The 19033-nt window shown below is 48.9% G+C and carries 17 protein-coding genes; 1 reads left to right on the forward strand and 16 read right to left on the reverse strand.

All coding sequences use genetic code 11. The features are described from left to right. Positions 1-58: 58 nt before the first annotated feature. From GJB61_RS19585 to GJB61_RS19655, 15 genes are all read right to left on the reverse strand, one after another. Positions 59-925 (reverse strand): transglutaminase family protein, encoded by an 867-nt coding sequence (locus GJB61_RS19585; RefSeq protein ID WP_154120698.1) that lies wholly within the window; start codon positions 923-925, stop codon positions 59-61. Next, on the reverse strand, positions 922-1875 hold the full coding sequence (locus GJB61_RS19590) for an alpha-E domain-containing protein (protein WP_154120699.1): 954 nt from the start codon (positions 1873-1875) through the stop codon (positions 922-924). The genes GJB61_RS19585 and GJB61_RS19590 overlap by 4 nt, the downstream gene beginning before the upstream one ends. A gap of 71 nt (positions 1876-1946) precedes the next feature. After that, on the reverse strand, positions 1947-3410 hold the full coding sequence (locus GJB61_RS19595; protein WP_154120700.1) for a circularly permuted type 2 ATP-grasp protein: 1464 nt from the start codon (positions 3408-3410) through the stop codon (positions 1947-1949). Between the two features lie 365 nt (positions 3411-3775). After that, positions 3776-4774, reverse strand: a complete 999-nt coding sequence (gene ftsY / locus GJB61_RS19600) for a signal recognition particle-docking protein FtsY (RefSeq protein WP_154120701.1) — start codon at positions 4772-4774, stop codon at positions 3776-3778. Positions 4775-4943: 169 nt separating this feature from the next. Further along, positions 4944-8513, reverse strand: coding sequence for a chromosome segregation protein SMC (gene smc / locus GJB61_RS19605; protein ID WP_154120702.1), 3570 nt, complete (start codon positions 8511-8513; stop codon positions 4944-4946). Positions 8514-8754: 241 nt separating this feature from the next. Then, positions 8755-9459, reverse strand: coding sequence for a ribonuclease III (gene rnc, locus GJB61_RS19610; RefSeq protein ID WP_239711426.1), 705 nt, complete (start codon positions 9457-9459; stop codon positions 8755-8757). Between the two features lie 12 nt (positions 9460-9471). Continuing rightward, entirely contained in the window at positions 9472-10710 is a 1239-nt protein-coding gene (fabF, locus tag GJB61_RS19615) for a beta-ketoacyl-ACP synthase II (RefSeq protein ID WP_154120703.1), read from the reverse strand. Positions 10711-10930: 220 nt separating this feature from the next. Next, positions 10931-11164: an acyl carrier protein gene (locus GJB61_RS19620; protein ID WP_154120704.1), complete on the reverse strand. Its 234-nt coding sequence runs from the start codon at positions 11162-11164 to the stop codon at positions 10931-10933. A gap of 123 nt (positions 11165-11287) precedes the next feature. After that, positions 11288-12037, reverse strand: coding sequence for a 3-oxoacyl-[acyl-carrier-protein] reductase (fabG, locus tag GJB61_RS19625; protein WP_154120705.1), 750 nt, complete (start codon positions 12035-12037; stop codon positions 11288-11290). 51 nt (positions 12038-12088) lie between these two features. Continuing rightward, complete coding sequence (gene fabD / locus GJB61_RS19630) at positions 12089-13012, reverse strand: ACP S-malonyltransferase (protein ID WP_154120706.1); 924 nt, start codon at positions 13010-13012, stop codon at positions 12089-12091. Positions 13013-13031: 19 nt separating this feature from the next. After that, a complete protein-coding gene (locus tag GJB61_RS19635; RefSeq protein WP_154120777.1) occupies positions 13032-14021 on the reverse strand; it encodes a beta-ketoacyl-ACP synthase III in 990 nt (329 codons plus the stop codon). Between the two features lie 8 nt (positions 14022-14029). After that, positions 14030-15019 carry a phosphate acyltransferase PlsX gene (plsX, locus tag GJB61_RS19640; protein WP_338115957.1) on the reverse strand — a complete coding sequence of 330 codons (990 nt, stop codon included), beginning with the start codon at positions 15017-15019 and terminating at the stop codon, positions 14030-14032. Then, positions 15003-15599 carry a transcription factor FapR gene (fapR, locus tag GJB61_RS19645; RefSeq protein WP_154120707.1) on the reverse strand — a complete coding sequence of 199 codons (597 nt, stop codon included), beginning with the start codon at positions 15597-15599 and terminating at the stop codon, positions 15003-15005. Before fapR ends, plsX begins: the two co-directional genes overlap by 17 nt. Before the next feature lie 243 nt (positions 15600-15842). After that, entirely contained in the window at positions 15843-16016 is a 174-nt protein-coding gene (gene rpmF, locus GJB61_RS19650; RefSeq protein ID WP_019911234.1) for a 50S ribosomal protein L32, read from the reverse strand. Positions 16017-16094: 78 nt separating this feature from the next. Beyond that, a complete protein-coding gene (locus GJB61_RS19655; RefSeq protein ID WP_154120708.1) occupies positions 16095-16604 on the reverse strand; it encodes a YceD family protein in 510 nt (169 codons plus the stop codon). A gap of 150 nt (positions 16605-16754) precedes the next feature. Here GJB61_RS19655 and GJB61_RS19660 point away from each other — a divergent pair, with 150 nt between their 5' ends. Further along, a complete protein-coding gene (locus tag GJB61_RS19660; protein WP_338115958.1) occupies positions 16755-17993 on the forward strand; it encodes a nucleotidyltransferase in 1239 nt (412 codons plus the stop codon). Here GJB61_RS19660 and GJB61_RS19665 read toward each other — a convergent pair. Further along, on the reverse strand, positions 17983-19020 hold the full coding sequence (locus GJB61_RS19665) for a SepM family pheromone-processing serine protease (RefSeq protein WP_338115960.1): 1038 nt from the start codon (positions 19018-19020) through the stop codon (positions 17983-17985). The two genes, GJB61_RS19660 and GJB61_RS19665, sit on opposite strands and share 11 nt — an antisense overlap. Between the last annotated feature and the right edge of the window lie 13 nt (positions 19021-19033).

Raw genomic sequence — 19033 nt, forward strand, 5'->3', positions numbered from 1 at the left:
TCACATAAAAAACTCCCGCAGAAGCTAAATATCCGCGTGAGTCTCCTTGTATAAGTATTCAATTCTCCAACTGCCGCACATCCACTTTCACCGTTAATGTGCCTGGTCCCCCACGATATACTCCCTTTACGGGTACGATATCTTTGTAATCCCGGCCATGACCAAGCTTTATATAACGCCAGCTCACTTCTACATTATTTGTTGGATCGAACCCGAGCCAACCGGTACCTGGAATGTGAGTCTCTACCCAAGCATGCGAAGCCTGTTCAAAGTTGGCATTGCCACCCTGCAGGTCCCCGACAAAGTGATACCCGCTTACGTATCGGGAAGGCAGACCCACGCTGCGACAGACAGCGATCATCAAGTGAGCATAATCCTGACAGACCCCTCTTTTGAGCTTTAGTGCATTTTTGACTGTTGTGTTCACACTGGTTGCTCCGGGATCGTAGGTAAACTGCTCATAGATCGTTGAAGATAACTTCACAATCCACTCGTACATATCTTCTGCTTCATCAAAAGGATGCTGCGAAGCGAACTCGACCAGCTCACGTGTCACCTCGGTATATCGGGTAGGTAAAATAAATTCAATGTAACGGTTCTGAAATTTCTCGTCATTCAACAGTTCAACCTGCTCTTTAAGCGGGATACGCGGCAGATCCCAACCTTGTGCCTTATCCAGTGTTACAACCGTAGCCTTAGTATGGATGACCATCTCAGTATGCGGCTTATTAACAGAGTAGGCATGAACTCTGTTTCCAAAGAAGTCTTCATAGGTCAATAGATTAGCCGCCGGAAAAACATCGACCTCATGATGGTAACACGATTGCCGATAGTTGGTGCGCGGAGTCAGCCTGATCTCATTGACACTGTCCGTAACCGGAGTGGGGTAGCTGTATGTGGTTGTATGATCGATTTGGATCTTCATGCGGATATTCCTTCTCGCCGAAAAAAGGCGCCTTCCATCGTTTTTCCCAGTTTTTGGCAGGAAAGCATCAGTGAATTCAGCACATCCTCTACCCGATCACCAGACATATCTTCATTTTCCATATAATCTAGCTCGGCTTTGATCTTCCCGGCTTGCCGGATGACTTTCTCATGCCCAGAGCCTTTTTCCGATGAATCTAGCTGAAGCTTGGCCAAATGCTCCTCCAGCTTATGAAAGGAGAACCGCACCGAACGCGGGAAGTAGGCATTGGCGATTAGAAACTCGAGTATACTTTCCGGTGACATGGCATCTGCATAATAACGTCGAAAGGCCTGATATCCGCTCACAGATTTTAACACGGCTTGCAGCTGAATATAGACTCCGTTCATATCCTTGGATCGGCACGATGCCGTCACCGATTGTAATATACGGGTAGTATTCTCTGCCCGCTCAAGAAATCTTCCGCTCTCGATAAAGTGCCACTCATTCCCTCTCAACATGACCGACTGCTCGGCTCCCAGGAACATAGCCGTCCGTTCTTTGATCTGCTGGTAGAACTGGTGTGGACCACTCATTATATCCGCTACCGATCTCTCCCCCAGCCATAGATTGAAGCTGTTGGCAATATCCCATAGTTCACTAGGCAAATGCTGCCGCAATGTCCGCAAATTATTTCTGGCTTGGTGCACACAAGAGAAAATCGAATTGGAATTGCCGAGGTCCAAGGTTATAAAGGACAACACATCCTGCTCAGAGAAACTTTCAAATTGCTGTTGATACTGAGTTCTGACACCTAAGGCATCTATCAACCTTGACCATTTATGTCCTTCTTGTTGGAAGTCCTCTTCCTGCTGGATATGATAATGTACATCTATAAGCCGTGCATGATTCTCTGCCCGCTCAATATATCTGCCTATCCAAAACAAAGCCTCCGCATTGCGATTCAGCATCTTCAGCCACTCCCTTATCTTACATATTGATGCCGCATTTGGTTAAACGTCAGCAAACTCGCTAGGCAGTGTCAGGCCATTACCCATGTATCCTTTACTCCGCCTCCTTGAGAAGAATTCACAACCAATGAACCCTCTCTCATTGCCACTCTTGTTAGTCCCCCAGGGATAACATGTGGTTTGCGGTCAGCACCCATTAATACGAAAGCTCTCAGATCAATATGACGCGGTGTCATCGTTCCTCCCGACAATACCGGAGCTCTAGAGAGAGACATAATCGGCTGGGCGATATAGCGCTCCGGCTCAGCCAGGATCTTCAGCCGGAACTCTGCCAGATCTTCTTTGGTTGCCTCACTACCAATCAACATTCCGTAACCTCCGGATAGCGAGGTCTCCTTAACTACCATTTCTGGTAGATGATCCAGCACATATTGGCGTTCTTGTGCTCTGGATAACAGATAAGTTGGAACATTTCCAAGAATCGGTTCTTCATTAAGGTAGTAACGGATCATGTCCGGTACGTATACATACATTGCTTTATCATCCGCTACACCTGTTCCAGGCGCATTCGCTATCGCTATGTTTCCTGCCCTATAGGCATTCATCAACCCCGCTACTCCAAGCAGCGAATTCGGCTGAAAGGCGAGCGGATCAATAAAATCATCGTCCAGGCGGCGGTACAATACATCTACGCGGCGCAGTCCGTTCATTTCCTTAAGATATATCTTATGATCCTTCGTCACCAGATCGCGGCCTTCGACCAAATGGATGCCCATTTGTTGAGCCAGAAAAGCATGCTCATAATAGGCGGAATTATATTCTCCTGGAGTCAATAGCGCAATCACCGGATCGGAAGTACGTGTTGGGGATAGACTGCGCAGCACCGACAGGAATCGATTCAGACTATGATCCACATCCCGAATGGAGCTGGCAAATGACAATTCCGGAAACAACTGATTCATCATTGATCTGCCTTTAAAAAGGTAAGAGAATCCTGAAGGCGTTCGCAAATTGTCTTCAAGTACGTAATATTGACCATCATGATGGCGGATGAGATCAATTCCTGAGGTATTTACATAAGCTCCACCAGGAACACGCAAACCAGCCATCTCTGGCCGAAAATAACAATTAGAAATAATCATGCGCCGCGGTACAATTCCATCCTTTACAATGTACTGCTCATGATAGATATCGTGAATGAATAAATTCAATGCTGTAATGCGTTGAATGATGCCAGCTTCAAGCCTTTCCCACTCATCTTTTGGAATAATCCGGGGAATCATGTCGAAGGGAATGGTACGTTCCATCGGCTGGTCCTGTGCCGGATTGTATAATGTAAAGGTAATCCCTTCTTCCATCATCCGTCGCTGCATCATATTCTGCTTGGCTTGCAGCTCTTCGGGGCTCATCCCGGAAAACATGCGGTTCACATGTTTGTAATGAGGTCTGACATTCCGTTCATCAGCATACATTTCATCAAAAAAGTGCTGTAGCGGGTACGGAGACAGACCGGGTAAAGGATCTATTTTTGACATGAGCCCGACTCCTTTCGGATAACAAGTAATGTTTTGTAACAAATAACACTTAAAAATAAGATATTAACCATGAAAATATTGATTTATACCCTCATCATACGAAAATGATAATGTTCATGTCAATATATATAACAGCAAAATGGAGTTTCTACACCATCTCACATTATGTAATCGCTTCCTTCCTCTTTTTCATAGTTTGCAGGAGCTTAGAAGTAGACATCACATAAAATTGTATGCAGGAGAGTTGACAAGCATTACTATTATGAATTTTTCATATGTTGAAATAACATAATTATATTATTCTTGAAATAACAAAAAAGCAGCAAGCCTCCAGTTAGTGGATGCTTGCTGCTTTTTGCCTAATATTACTCTTCCTCTTCTAGTTCCTCTGTCTCAGCAATCAGTCCTGCGAACAGGGCATGCACGAACTGCTGAGAATCGAACACCTGCAAATCATCAATTTTCTCACCCAAGCCTACAAGCTTTACGGGTAGATTCATTTCTTGACGGATAGCTATAACAATACCACCTTTGGCTGTGCCGTCCAGCTTGGTCAGAACCAGACCGGTAACCCCGCTCTTCTCACCAAAAAGCTTGGCCTGAGTGAGCGCATTCTGTCCAGTGGTCGCATCCAGTACCATAAGTACCTCATGCGGTGCACTAGGAATTTCACGTTGAATGACACGAAAGATCTTATTCAACTCTTCCATAAGGTTACTTTTGTTCTGCAGTCTGCCTGCTGTATCGCAGATCAGTATATCAACGTTACGCTGCTTAGCAGCTTGTAGCGCATCGAACATAACGGCAGCCGGGTCAGAACCCGACTGCTGCTTGATCACATCTACTCCGGCACGCTGGCCCCACACTTCCAACTGCTCAATCGCACCAGCACGGAAGGTATCACCTGCCGCCAGCAGAACTTTTTTACCCTCTTGCTTGTAACGGTGAGCCAACTTGCCGATTGTGGTCGTCTTGCCGACCCCGTTAACACCTACGAATAGAATAACGGTAAGTCCATCCGGGTTCTCATTCAAGCTGTTATCATCATCTCCGCGCAGCAACTCCATCAGCTTGCGGGACAGAATCGGCTGTAGCTCAGTTGCATCCTCAATTCGCTGCTGTTTCACTTCTGTTCGCAGTTCCTCTACAAGCTTCATTACTGTATTTACGCCAACGTCGGCGCCAATCAGAATCTCTTCGAGTTCTTCGTAGAACTCTTCATCTATTTTTTTGCGACGGATAATAAGGTCTGATACCTTTTCAACAAGCCCTTTACGGGTTTTCTCCAGACCATCGCGGAATTGTTTGGTTACACTCTCCGTCTTGCCGGAGATGCTTTCTTTCAACTTTCTAAAAAAGCTCATTTTGTTCCTCCTAAAGATTTGTTAGCATCACTACATCGAATTATCTTCGTACAAAACTACTTCGGAAGCATACTCTAAAGTTTTATGGAGCATTTACTCCCTGATAAGCTTCGCAATAAAACTACTTCGGAAGCATACACTTAAGTTTTGTGAGCGTGGCTACATTCACTTATGCTATCTCCGCTTCTTCATCCTCTAAACGGACGGAGACGAGCTTCGAGACGCCGCCTTCTTCCATTGTTACACCGTATAGCACATCCGCTTCCTCCATAGTGCCTTTGCGATGTGTGACTACGATAAACTGCGTCTGCTCGGAGAATTCGCGCAGGTACTGAGCAAAGCGGACAACATTAGCTTCATCCAGGGCTGCCTCAACCTCATCCAATACACAGAAAGGTACCGGCTTAACCTGGAGGATAGCAAACAACAGCGCCATAGCGGTCAAAGCTCGTTCTCCACCAGATAACAGCTGCAGATTTTGCAGTTTTTTTCCAGGAGGCTGGGCCACAATATCTATGCCAGTATCCAGCATATGTTCCGGGTCCAGCAGCATAAGGTCTGCTCTTCCGCCGCCGAACAGCTTCGAGAACACTGTACCGAATTCGCGCCGGATGGCATCGAAGGTCTGCTTAAAGCGTTTAGACATTTCCTCTTCCATTTCATGAATCACATGATAGAGCGTTGTTTTGGCCTCGACCAGATCATCCTTTTGACCACTAAGGAAGGTAAAGCGCTCATGTACACGCTGGTATTCTTCGATTGCCCCCAGATTAACCTCACCCAGTGCAGAAATACTACGCTTTAGCCGCTGTACATCCGCTTGGGCGGCAGGAACATCCTCAGGTACAGGATAACGCTGCTTCGCCAGCTCATAGCTAAGTTCATAATCCTCACTCAGCTTGCGCAAAATATTATCCAGCTCAACATCGAGCCTGCCCACAGAAACCTCGGTAGAACGCAACTTGTCCTCGACCACTCGCAGTGCCTGCCGTTGATCCTTCGTCTCGCCTTCTGCCAGCTCCAGCTTGCGCGTCAATGCAGACCGCTCTGCTCTTGCCAAATCAAGCGTACCAGACGTTGCTTCCTTCTTAAGGCGGTTACTATTCAGGCTTTCCTTCTGCTGTACCGCTTCCAATGTATTGTTGACTAAGTCCTGCTCTATGGTATCTAGCAAGCTGCGGTTCTGGCGCAACTCTTTATCCTGTGAGCCTACATCCTGTCTTAGACGCCGTAGCTGCTCCTCAAGGGAGAAGATTTCCTGATCAAGCTTACCTTCCGCGACCTTCATCCCGGTCAGCTTGCCTTGCAGCTCTTCTTTGGCTGATTCATTGGCCTTACGCGTGGATTCGGCATTCCGGATTTCCTCATGGGCCTCCTGCTCTTCCTTCACCAGGCGTTCAAGCTCGGCAGTGGCTAACTTTCTCGCCTCTTCCAGTCCACGGACCTCGCTCTCAAAGCTGCTGCGTTCCGCTCCCGCACTCTCTACTTGCTCAAGCACATGGCGCAGCTCCTGCTCCAACTGCTTCAGATCGCCCGAAACCCGCTGCTCTTCCAGACGTTTCTCGTCTCCGTCACGACGCAATTCTTCCAGCTTCACCGTTGCGTTCTCTTGCTCCTCACGGAGTCGCGATATGCTCTGGTTCAGCTTAGCGATCTGGCGTTCGCTCTCTTCAATCTCGCCGCTCAACTGATCCAGCTGGCGCTTACGACTTAATAGACTGTTGCTCTTCTTGTGCTGGCTACCACCGGTCATCGAACCTCCAGCATTCACCACATCGCCCTCCAGCGTAACCACGCGGAAGCGGTACTGACATTTAGCCGCAATACGATTGGCCTGCTCGAGACTTTCGGCTATAACCACATTTCCAAGCAGACTGCCTACAATACTTGCGTATTTATCGTCGAAACCTACTAAATCGGAACCGATTCCCACAAACCCATCAGCGTCCTCCACCAATCCGCGGTCGCTGCCGGAAATTTGCCGGGGACGGATCACATCAAGTGGAAGAAAGGTAGCTCGTCCTAATTGGCGCTGCTTCAGAAAAGCAATCGCCTGGCGTGACACAGACTCATTCTCCATAACGACATGCTGCAGCGAAGCACCAAGCGCAGTCTCCATAGCAAGCTCCAGCTTTTCTGGGACAGAGATCAGCTCAGCAACCGCGCCATGCACCCCGTTCAGCTGTCCTTTGCGTGCACCCTTGAGCACTTCCTTAACCCCAAGCATAAAGCCGTCAAAGTCATCCTGCATTTCCTTCATAGTCTCATGACGGGAGACCTGTGCTTCGCGCTTCTGCTCCCACTTACGAAGACCCGATTGTGTCTCCTCCAGCAGCTTCTGTCTCTTGGTGATCTGCTCACTCTCCGAGATATAAGCACCGCGCAGAACTCCCAGTTCCTTGCCGAGCAATGCTATCTTGTCCTTGAGCCCCTTCTCGGCCGCAGACAATTCTCCTCGGCGAACCGTCCACTTATCGCCTTCTTCTTCACTGCGACTCATCCGCCGCTCCAGATTCTCCTTCTGTTGGTCCGCGTAACGAATTTCGTTACGTGCTCCCGCCATCAGGTTCATCAGCTCCAAGAGCGCGCTCTTCAGCTTCTCTTCCCGGCTCTGGCTGATGCCGTCAGCAACACCCTCAAGCCTTGTTTCCTCGTCAGCCAGTTGCTTCCGCAGCTCTACAAGTGCTGCACGGGACTCCGTAAGCTTAAGCTCCAGATCCGTTAGCTCACGCAGTCGATCAGCCGAACGCTCACCTACAGAACCAACCGTAAGCAGCAACTGCTCACGATTATTCTCCAGATTACGCCTGCGTTCCTTCAGCAGCTCACCATAACCTTCGCTTTTCTCATAGGCTTCAATATAACGCAGCAGCTGTTCTTGTTGCTGTTCTATTGAAGCTTCCAGTGTCCGCAGAGCAGAACGCCCGCTTTCCAGCTTGGCATCATGCGCGGACACAACGGTTGAGAGCTCAAGCTGTTCATTCCGCAATATCTCCAGCTTGGCGTTACCCTCCTGCCAGGCCGTATGTATCCCTTCGATCTGGTGCACATACACTGAGATCTCCAGTTGTTTCAGCTGTTGACGCAGTTCCTTGTAACGCACTGCCTTCTCAGATTGATCCTTTAGCGGTCCGACCTGATCCTCCAGTTCGCTGATCAAATCATGGATACGCAGCAGGTTCTGCTCCGTATCCTCCAGCTTGCGTCCGGCATCCTTTTTGCGCGATTTATATTTCACAATTCCTGAAGCCTCTTCAAAGATCCCCCGCCGGTCTTCAGATCGGGTACTGAGTATCTCTTCAATCCGGCCTTGCCCAATAATAGAATAGGCCTCACGCCCGATCCCAGTATCCATAAACAGCTCTGTGATATCCTTCAGGCGGCAAGCTTGCTTGTTGATTAAGTACTCACTCTCTCCGCTGCGGTGAACACGCCGGGTGACCGTCACTTCGCTAAAATCAAGCGGAAGCGTGTGATCTTCATTATCGAGCGTTAGCGAAACTTCACTTACATTCACTGCTTTGCGTGCATCACTACCGGCAAAAATAATATCCTCCATCTTGCCGCCGCGCAAAGATTTGGCGCTCTGTTCGCCCAGCACCCAGCGGATGCCATCCGAAATATTGCTTTTGCCGCTTCCGTTCGGTCCTACTACGGCTGTAATTCCACGCACAAATTCCATTTCCGTTTTGTCGGCAAACGATTTAAAGCCAGCTAATTCAATCCGTTTCAAAAACATAACTCGCCAATCACCTCAGACCCATTATAACATAGCGTTCGTTGCCCTAAAATAGCTCTAAAGACGATGAACCCACTGATTTATTAAGTAAAAATATAAGGATAAAGTATAATTTCACAGTATACTTTATCCTTATATTTCGAAAAAGAGCAGCAACAGTCTGACCTCCGCCAAATGGCGACACTCAGACCGTTGCTGCTTTTCTCCTCTAGTTCGACTTACTCCCAAGAAAGTAAAACTCTCAGGCGCCGTCTTCCTTCAGCAGCAGCAATGCTGCTGCCGCCGCTTGTTGTTCTGCTTCCTTCTTGGAGCGCCCGCTTCCACTACCTAGTGAACGGCTGGCCATATACACTTCAGAGACGAATTCACGCTCATGCGCCGGTCCCCGTTCTTCAATGATCCGATATTCCAGCGTACCCATGCTGTGATGCTGAATCAGCTCCTGCAGCTCCGTCTTGTAGTCGGTCATCTGCATTTGCAGTTTACCATCTGTCTCCACAAGCGGAAATACGTGATTATCAAGAAACCCGCGTACCGTTTCCAGTCCTTGATCGAGATAAAGCGCTCCCACGAAGGATTCAAACACATCAGCCAGCAGAGCCGGGCGAGTACGTCCGCCCGTAAGTTCTTCCCCTTTACCCAGCAGTACATAACGGCCGAAGCCTAAGCTTTCAGCGAATCTGACCAGCGAAGGCTCACAGACAATAGCTGCCCGCAGCTTGGTCAGTTCACCTTCAGGCCGGTCCGGCAGAAGATTGTACAAATATTCAGAAACCGTAAGCTCCAGAACAGCATCGCCAAGAAACTCAAGGCGTTCATTGTCCTGATGCTGATTGAAACGGTGTTCATTCACATAGGATGCATGGGTAAAGGCTTGCTTTAGAAGTACAGAATCGCGAAATTGGATATGAAGTTGAACTTGTAATTGCTTCAAGTCGCCTTTCACCGCGCTGTCCCCTTACTGATTATATTTTTTTAAAATAACTGTTGCGTTATGTCCACCGAATCCGAATGAATTCGACATGACAATGTTTAGATCCGCTTCACGCGGCACATTTGGTACATAATCCAAATCGCATTCCGGATCAGGATTGTCTAGATTGATTGTTGGTGCAATCATCCCTTTTTGGAGGGATAGTCCGCATATAATCGCTTCAACACCACCAGCAGCTCCTAGCAAATGCCCGGTCATCGATTTCGTCGAGCTGATCGCTACCTTGTAGGCATGGTCTCCCAATGCTTTCTTGACAGCAAGCGTCTCCGACTTATCGCCTACAGGTGTAGAAGTACCATGTGCATTAATGTAATCAATGTCTTCCGGAGCAATCCCGGCATCACGAATCGCCATCTTCATGCAGCGAGCTGCGCCATCCGGATCAGGCTCTGTCATGTGATGAGCATCTCCGCTAAGTCCATACCCAATCACTTCAGCATAAATTCTTGCTCCACGCTGTTGTGCATGCTCAAGCGATTCCAGAACCAGAATTCCTGCTCCTTCACCCATGACGAAACCATCACGATCGATATCAAACGGACGACTTGCCTTCTCAGGCTCCTCGTTACGAGTAGACATCGCTCTCATTGCACAGAACCCGGCCATACCAGTAGGTCGAATCGTTGCTTCCGCACCGCCACAGATCATTGCATCTGCATCACCGCGCTGAATGAAACGAAAGGATTCCCCTATGGAATGGGTACCTGTTGCACAAGCTGTAACCATTGTCGTATTAGGACCCTTAGCCCCCAGGTTAATGGACAGCTGTCCAGAACCCATATTAGCAATCATCATTGGAATAAAGAAAGGGCTGACACGCTTAGGACCCTTCTCCAGCAATATATTATGATTGTCTTCCCAAGTACCAAGTCCGCCAATACCCGAACCAACGGATACGCCAATTCTCTCTGCATCAATATCAGTACCGATTGTAAGGCCACTATCTTTCAGCGCGTCTTCGCCGGCAGCTACAGCAAACTGTACGAAACGGTCCATTTTACGGGCTTCCTTGCGACCAAACATCGCTTCAGGATCAAACTCTTTAACAGAAGATGCTATTCGCGTAGTATATTCACTGACATCAAAGGCTTCCACCAATGATACACCGGATTTGCCACTCATCAGGTTACCCCAGAACGTTTCCAAATCCTTACCCAGCGACGTCACTACGCCCATACCGGTAACAACCACTCTATGACTCAAACGCAATCACCCCATCTGTAGGCTGTACTTTAAAGTACCGTAATTATTTACTGCGAATTAATACTATATAAACTGCAGTCACCAGATGGTTTACCCATCTGTGATCCTGTTATTTTCCCACTAAAGGGGCAAGGAACACACCCTTTGGTCATTCATTAGCACCGTAAAAATGAGGAGAAGCCCCGCCTTATCAAAGAACGGGACTCTCAATCATAGGACTCTAGGTATGAGATTGTATGTACTTCACAACTTCACCCACGGTCGTAATCGTCTCTGCATCTTCATCAGAGATTTCCATATCAAATTCATCTTCCAATTCCATTACCAATTCTACTACATCAAGAGAATCAGCACCTAAATCATCTTTGAAAGACGCTTCTAATGTTACCTCAGCTTCATCGGCACCTAAGCGGTCGATGACGATACGTGTTACACGCTCTAATACATCGGACATCCGGTTCACCTCCTCTTTTGGTATTATACGAGATATGAGGTCAAAATGCCATATTAGCGTAAAAAACGCCTTCGGAACATCTCGATCCCTTCCCCTATAAAGATTTTAAGTCTTGGCTAATGCTTACATGTACATCCCGCCATCCACGTGAAGTGTCTGGCCGGTCATATACGCTGCTCCTTCCGAAGCTAGGAATAATACGGCCATAGCAATATCCTCCGGCCGCCCAAGCCGGGCAAGCGGAATTCGCTTGGTCAGTTCACTGCGGACTTCCTCGGACAGCTCGCTGGTCATATCGGTGTCAATGAAGCCGGGAGCGATACAGTTAACTGTTATTCCCCGCGAGGACAGCTCAAGCGCTGCCGACTTCGTCAGACCGATAATTCCTGCTTTGGCTGCCGAATAGTTCGACTGACCAGGATTGCCTGTGACACCCACTACAGAAGAAATGTTAATGATCCGTCCGTAACGCTGTTTCATCATCGGACGTGTGGCTGCCTTAAGACAGTTGAACACACCTTTGAGATTGGTTTCGATAACCTGATCGAACTCTTCTTCTTTCATGCGCATAATCAGATTATCCCGGGTAATACCGGCATTATTAACGAGAATGTCGATTTTGCCCCAAGTGCTCATGACCTCTTTAACAAGGTTATCCGCTTGTTCAGTATTACCGACATTGCCCCGAAGTGCAATTCCTTCCGAGCCAAGCTCCACAATACGCGCTACAACTTCCTGAGCGGCAGCTTCATTTCCTGCGAAGTTCACAGCTACTTTTACGCCGTGCTCCGCCAGTGCCAAGGCAATACTACGGCCAATGCCGCGTGAAGCGCCAGTGACGAGGGCCGTCTGGCCCCGCAATGCTGAGAACATTGTATATCCCCTTTCAATCATCATGCTGCATACAAGCCCAAGCTAATCCTCTTACCAAGCAGCTTGGGCATTCTCCAAGCTGTTGATATTAATCAGCTTTACGGTTTTGTCAATTTTGCGGATCAACCCGGTCAATACACTACCAGACCCAATCTCTACAAAAGTGTCAACACCGTCAGCGATCAGCCATTCAATACTATCCTGCCAGAGGACTGGTGAATAGACTTGACGCACCAGCAGCTCCCGGATTTCTTCGGGATCGGTGACGGGTAAAGCTGTGACATTAACGATAACAGGCATAGACGGAGTGTTAAAGGTTACTCTCGTAAGCTCAACCGCCAAACGATCCGCCGCCTCCTTCATCAATGAGGAGTGAAACGGTCCGCTTACTTCAAGCGGAATCGCCCGTTTGCCACCTGCTTCTTTTACACGCTGTACAACGCTGTTCACACCAGCTAGAGAACCGGATACAACAATCTGCCCTGGGCAATTTATGTTCGCCAGCTCTACCGAACCTGTCTCTTCCGAAATGCTGCGGCATAATTCCGCCAGTGCCTCCCGGTCTGCGCCAAGCACTGCTGCCATGGCCCCTAGGCCACCAGGAACAGCTTCTTCCATGAAACGTCCACGCAGACGCACCAGCGCAACGGCATCCTCGTAAGATAGAACACCAGCCGCTACCAGCGCGCTGTATTCACCAAGACTGTGACCGGCTACGTAATCCAGCTGCACTCCTTGTTCGCGCAGCGCCTCAAGATAAGCCACACTAGTTGTAAGCAAAGCAGGCTGTGTATTCACGGTCTGCTTCAATTCACTGTCGGGACCTTCAAAAATAAGTTTGCTCAGCGAAAAGCCTAGCACTTCATCGCCCTTCTCGAATACCGCACGGCTGTGTGGCAAGGCATCATATACATCCTTACCCATACCCACGGCTTGTGCACCTTGACCGGGAAAGACAAATGCGATTTTACCCATAAATATATACTCCTTCCTGCTACCAGATGATAACCGCTGCGCCCCAAGTAAGACCGCCACCGAAGCCGACCATCAGTACAGTGTCGCCTTCCTTCATACGTCCCTCTTCCGCTGCTTCTACAAGAGCCAACGGTATTGAAGCTGCTGAAGTATTGGCATATTTATCTACATTGATCACACATTTCTCTGGAGGCAGATCTAGACGCTGCATAGCAGAATGAATGATACGGATGTTCGCCTGATGCGGTACAAACAGATCAATGTCTTCTTTGACCAGACCCGCTTTGGTGAGCACACGCTCTGTAGCAGAGCCCATGATGCGTACGGCGAACTTGAAGACGTCACGACCGTTCATATAAATGAAATGCTTCTTGTCTGCTACGGTTTGTTCAGAGGCTGGCAGACGTGATCCGCCGGCTTCCAGCTTGAGCAGATGTCCGCCTGAACCTTCAGCACCCAGATCGAAAGACTGGAATCCACGGCCTTCCGGAACTTCTCCAACGATCACGGCACCTGCACCATCACCAAACAATACACATGTATTGCGATCAGTGTAGTCAGTAATACGCGACAAGGTATCCGCACCAATTACTAGAGCATTATTGTACATTCCGTTCTGAATAAATCCAACCGCGGTAGCCAAGCTGTAGACGAAGCCGGAGCATGCTGCCGACAAGTCAAACGCTGCTGCGTTTTTAGCACCCAGCTTATCCTGCAATATGCAGGCTGTAGAAGGAAAAGAACTGTCCGGTGTAACTGTAGCAATAATAATAAGATCCAACTCTTCCGCATTCATGCCTGCAGAAGCCAGTGCTTTGAGCGCAGCTTCATAAGCAAGATCAGATGTTGCTTCATGTGGAGCAGCAATGTGCCGTTCCCGAATACCTGTCCGGCTGACAATCCACTCGTCATTCGTATCTACTATCTTCTCCAGATCACTGTTGGTCAATATTTTCTCAGGAACGTATTTCCCTGTACCGATAATTCCAACTGGCCGCAACTGTTTCATATTGTCACTCACTTCCCGCTAATTTCCTTAGATATGCTTGGCACAAGATCCGCCAGAAGCGCGATCCGTGCTTGTCTAACTGCATTCTTAACTGCATTTCCATCTGAAGAGCCATGCCCTTTCACTACTAGACCACTAAGACCGAGCAGTGGCGCTCCACCGTGCTCTTTATAATCCATCTTACCTTTAAGGCTGCGAAGCTCCGGCATCAGCAGGGCTGCACCTAGTTTAGTCTTAAGAGAACGGCTAAACTGTTCCTTCAGCAAAGAAAACATCGCTCCAGCCGTGCCTTCCAACGTCTTCAGCAGTATGTTGCCGGCAAAACCGTCACAAACAAGCACATCACAGTTCCCGGTCAGCACATCGCGAGCTTCCACATTGCCAACAAAATTGATGCCCGGTAAATTCTCCAACAGGGGATACGCTTGTTTGGTTAGTTCATTGCCCTTGCCAGGTTCAGTACCCACATTCAGCAGCCCTACTCGAGGCTTGGCAATTCCATGTACCTTATTGCGATAAATACTGCCCATAAGCGCGTATTGTTCCAAATGCTGGGCCGTGGCATCCATGTTGGCGCCTAGATCCAATGCCAGAACGCCTACATCATCAAGTGTCGGAATCATTGGTGCCAGTGCCGGGCGTTCAATGCCCTGCATTCTTCCGACTACGAGCAGCCCCGTAGCCATAAGTGCACCTGTATTGCCAGACGAAATCATCGCGTCGGCTTCGCCTTCACGCACCATACGTCCGGCAATGACCATGGACGAATCTTTTTTCCGTCGCACCGCCTTTACAGGCTCCTCATCAGATCCAATAACATCTCCTGCATGACGCACCGTCACATTAGACGGCTTATTCTTCAGCAGCGGCGCAAGTCTGGCTTCATCACCAACAAGCACAATCTGCAAGTCCTTCCACTCCGCGGCCGCGGACAACGCCCCCTCCACATTGCATTCAGGAGCGTTGTCCCCGCCCATGGCATCAATGGCGATCAGCACTACGGTTTCCCCCTTCACTGTATTCTTCAACTGCGGACCGATACACAATAAAATGACCCTGAAATACCAGCTCTTCGCCAACATACGTAAACACATCTACCTCAGCTTTGCCGCCCCGGCCTGCGAGCGAACGCACTTGCGCTTTGGCAATACATTTCTCTCCAAGACGGACCATACGCACAAAGCGAATATCGGCGGAGGCTGTCAGAGCAATCTCGTCATTAATAATGGCAACCGCAAGTGAATTGGCTTGGGCGAAAACATAGTGGCCACGGGCAATTCCGTTTCTGGAAAACACATGGTCCTCACGAATTTCAAATATGGAAATCCCGCTCTTGTCCAGCTGCAAATCCACAATATCTCCGACTACTTCATCCGCAGGCAAGGAGCGCACCTGATCATAGGAATGCTCTGCCATTTGCTTCATACGTTCACGCAATTCAGGAATACCCAGTTCCATTCGGTCCAGCCGGATGGTCTGTATGCTCACCTTCAACTGACGGGTTAATTCCCGGTCTGTTACAAAAGGATTGCCTCCGATGACTTGAAGCAACTGTTGCTGGCGCTCTTTCTTGGACATCCGCTCGATGGCGGCTCACCTCCTGGCACATGCTAATGAAAGCACTCGGCCGCTAGAATGGCCGCCGTTATTAAATAGTATAAGTTATATATGTTATTTAGAACCAGGTACTAATATGTAGTATAAAGCATGCCGCACCAAAAATAAAGCTTTGCCTTCGCTACCGCTCTATTCGGCAAAAAAAATAGCACCTCACCGGCAGATGAAGTGCTACTTCTTAAATATATTCAGAACTTGTCAGAACTATTGTTTGATAATTTCTCTTGCTTTGTATGTTCCGCAAACTTTACATACGTGGTGAGCTAGTTTCAACTCTCCGCATTGTTCACATTTCACCATGCCCGGCACAACCAACTTAAAGTGTGTGCGGCGTTTGTCACGGCGGGTTTTGGATGTTCTCCGTTGAGGTACTGCCATTTGTGATACACCTCCTTATATACAGTATTTCGTTCAACCTGCTTAGACAGCAGGATGTGCTTAGTCTCATTCAATGTTTCATTTAAAAAAGTTTTTCAACCCAGCGAGTCGAGGATCGATCACTGTGTTGTCGCAACTGCAGGTGCCTTCGTTCAAGTTCTGTCCGCATTTCTGACAAAGACCAAGACAATCTGCCTTGCACAATACCGAATCCGGTAAGTGCAGTACGAAATTTTCTTCCACATACGGGATAAGATCCACACTCTCATCCTTGATGTAAATGAGTTCCCCATCTTCATCTTCCGGAAGAACCGGCTGCTTAAGCCACTTGAAAGTCTCGGCAAAAGGAATGTTCATGTATCTCTTGACCTCGGTAAGACAACGTGAACACATCATGTCCACATCTCCACTCAGTTTCCCCACCACTTGCACACAATCGGTGCCTGCGGGCAGCGCTTTAAGGTCCACTGAGAGCGGTGCAACAGCCAGAATATCCTTGCGCCCTTTGACAACCTCGCTTACATCCAGACTATCTTGGAGCAGCAAAGGCTCGTCGGCATTCGCAATTTTGCGAAATTGCATTTTCATAACTATCACTCCAAACAAACAAAATTTATTATACCTATTTATGTTGATCTTTGTCAACCCTTTTCCCTTTATATTATTTCTGGAAATAGGGTGAACTATGATATAACTATTAATAATACTATATTTTATAGAAGATGGAGTGAAGTAACTGTGACTACAGTCGGAATTGTAGCTGAATACAATCCTTTACATAACGGGCATGTCCACCATTTCAAAGAGGCCAAAAGACTGTCCGGCGCGGAGAAGGCTATTGTCATTATGAGTGGTCCATTTACCCAGCGCGGCGAGCCGGCAACGGTAAGCAAGCAGGCCCGGACAGAGATGGCGCTCCATATGGGCGCCGACCTCGTCATTGAGCTGCCGGTGGCTTACGCCATCCAGCCGGCAGAATGGTTCGCCTTCGGAGCAGTTTCACTGCTGGAAGCGACCGGAGTCGTGGACAGCTTGTGCTTCGGCTCCGAAGCTGGCACTTTGGGTTCGCTGCTGCCGCTGGCCAAATACTTGGCCGAAGAGAGCAGCGAACTTAAGGGCGAAATCCGCCGCCGCATGGCGCTCGGGAGTAGCTTCCCCGCCGCCTATAGCGCAGCGGCGGCTTCTGCCTGGGAGGGTTCTCTCCTGGGACAGGAGAACCCCCTAGATGCCAGTGAACTGCTGCGCCAGCCGAACAACAGTCTCGGCTTGCATTACTTAATATCTCTGCAGCGGCTGCAGAGCAAGATTCAGCCCTTGACAGTGCCACGCACTGGCGCGGGCTTCCATGATCCACTGCAGGCAGGCTCAGCCATCGCCAGCGCTACAGCTATCCGCAAGCTGCTTCAGGAGGGCGGCTCCCCAGCTTCATATATGCCCAGTTATAGTCTATCTATACTAGAGCGTGAGTACACAGCTGGCCGAGGTCCGCTAGGGCTGGAGGATTTCCAAACTCCGCTTAAGCATTTACTCACTACACGCAGCGCCGCAGAGCTGCAATTCATTCAGGATATGAACGAAGGCCTGGAGCATCGGCTCCTGCGCCTTATGCCGCAGCTAGAGCAATTCACTGTGACAAGCCTGCTTACTCTGTTGAAGAGCAAGCGCTACACCCAGACCCGGCTGCAGCGCCTGCTGCTGCATGTCCTGCTAAACCATTCCAAAGAAGAATTGGCCTCACCCATTCTAGCACAGGGACCCGGCTATATCCGCATTCTCGGCTTTCGCGAGAGTGGGCGGACGCTGTTAAAACAAATGAAGCAAAGCGCTACTCTGCCCGTTGTTATGCGGCCGTCGCTTTGCTCCCATCCTCAGCTAGAACGCGATCTGCAAGCAGCCACCGTATACGCAGGAGCATTCGCTAATCCGCTGCGGGGTGATCTATACCGCGATTATTTAGAGCCTCCGGTCAGGGTTTGACCGGAAGCTCCTTCATATACTTCAGAGCTTCGCTCAACGTGGAGACAGGCACCAGCTTCATCGTTGTGCCTATTTCATCCGCTTTTGCCTTAGCTTCTTCATAATTCTTAACAGGTACGAAAAAAATCTCCGCGCCCTTCCGGTCCGCAGCGACTATCTTATGCTTCACTCCGCCAATAGCTCCAACATTCCCCGCAGCATCAATGGTACCCGTACCTGCTACTCTGTGACCCTTAGACAAGTCACCCGGAGTTAACCGGTTATAAATCTCCATCGTGAACATTAGACCCGCGGAGGGACCACCTACGTCGGTGTCTACAAAGCTGACACCTTTTCCAGCTTCCTTAGCCTGTACTTTTTGCACCGCGCCAATCGCGACTCCAAGGCCAGGGCGGACCGAAATGTTATCTTTATTCTTGATCTCTACAAGCGTCACTTGCTCTTTAAGCTCTTTACCGGCACGTTGTAACGTAACCGCAACCTTCTCCCCAACCTTCCTTTTGGACAGAAGCGCCGACAAGGCTTCCGGATCGGTAACTGCCTGTGCATCTACGTTAATGATTTTGTCGCCAGGTTGAAATTGTCCTGAATTGCTCTCTACAGGGACTGAGAATACATACAGATATTCCGTAATATCCTCGTATGGAATGTTAGCTGCGTGATAAGCGGCCTGCACAGCAAAAGATTGAGAGCTGTTCATATAATAGACCTGTTCCGCTGCATATTCGTCCTCTGATTTATCGCCCAGCCGAGTTTCTTTGCGAACAATCTCTGCATTGGAATTAAACAGGGAAGCCGCCAGTAATACCACATTCGCGTAGCTGGCTGATACCGTAGTCATCATGAAGGTCCCTTGTTCAGCCGGATCTTCGTTCTCCACCTTAATCATAGGTGCAACCTCAGAGGCACTCCCCGGCTGATACACAATGAATGGCGTACTCATAAATACTGCAACATACAGGACTACTACAAAGCTAATCAGGTATGCTGTGGCGCGAAATCCCGTCCGACGCTTCATCTGCTTCACTGCTCTTCCCTTC

The organism is Paenibacillus monticola, from assembly GCF_009664975.1.
Taxonomy (GTDB): Bacteria; Bacillota; Bacilli; order Paenibacillales; family Paenibacillaceae; genus Paenibacillus_AQ; species Paenibacillus_AQ monticola.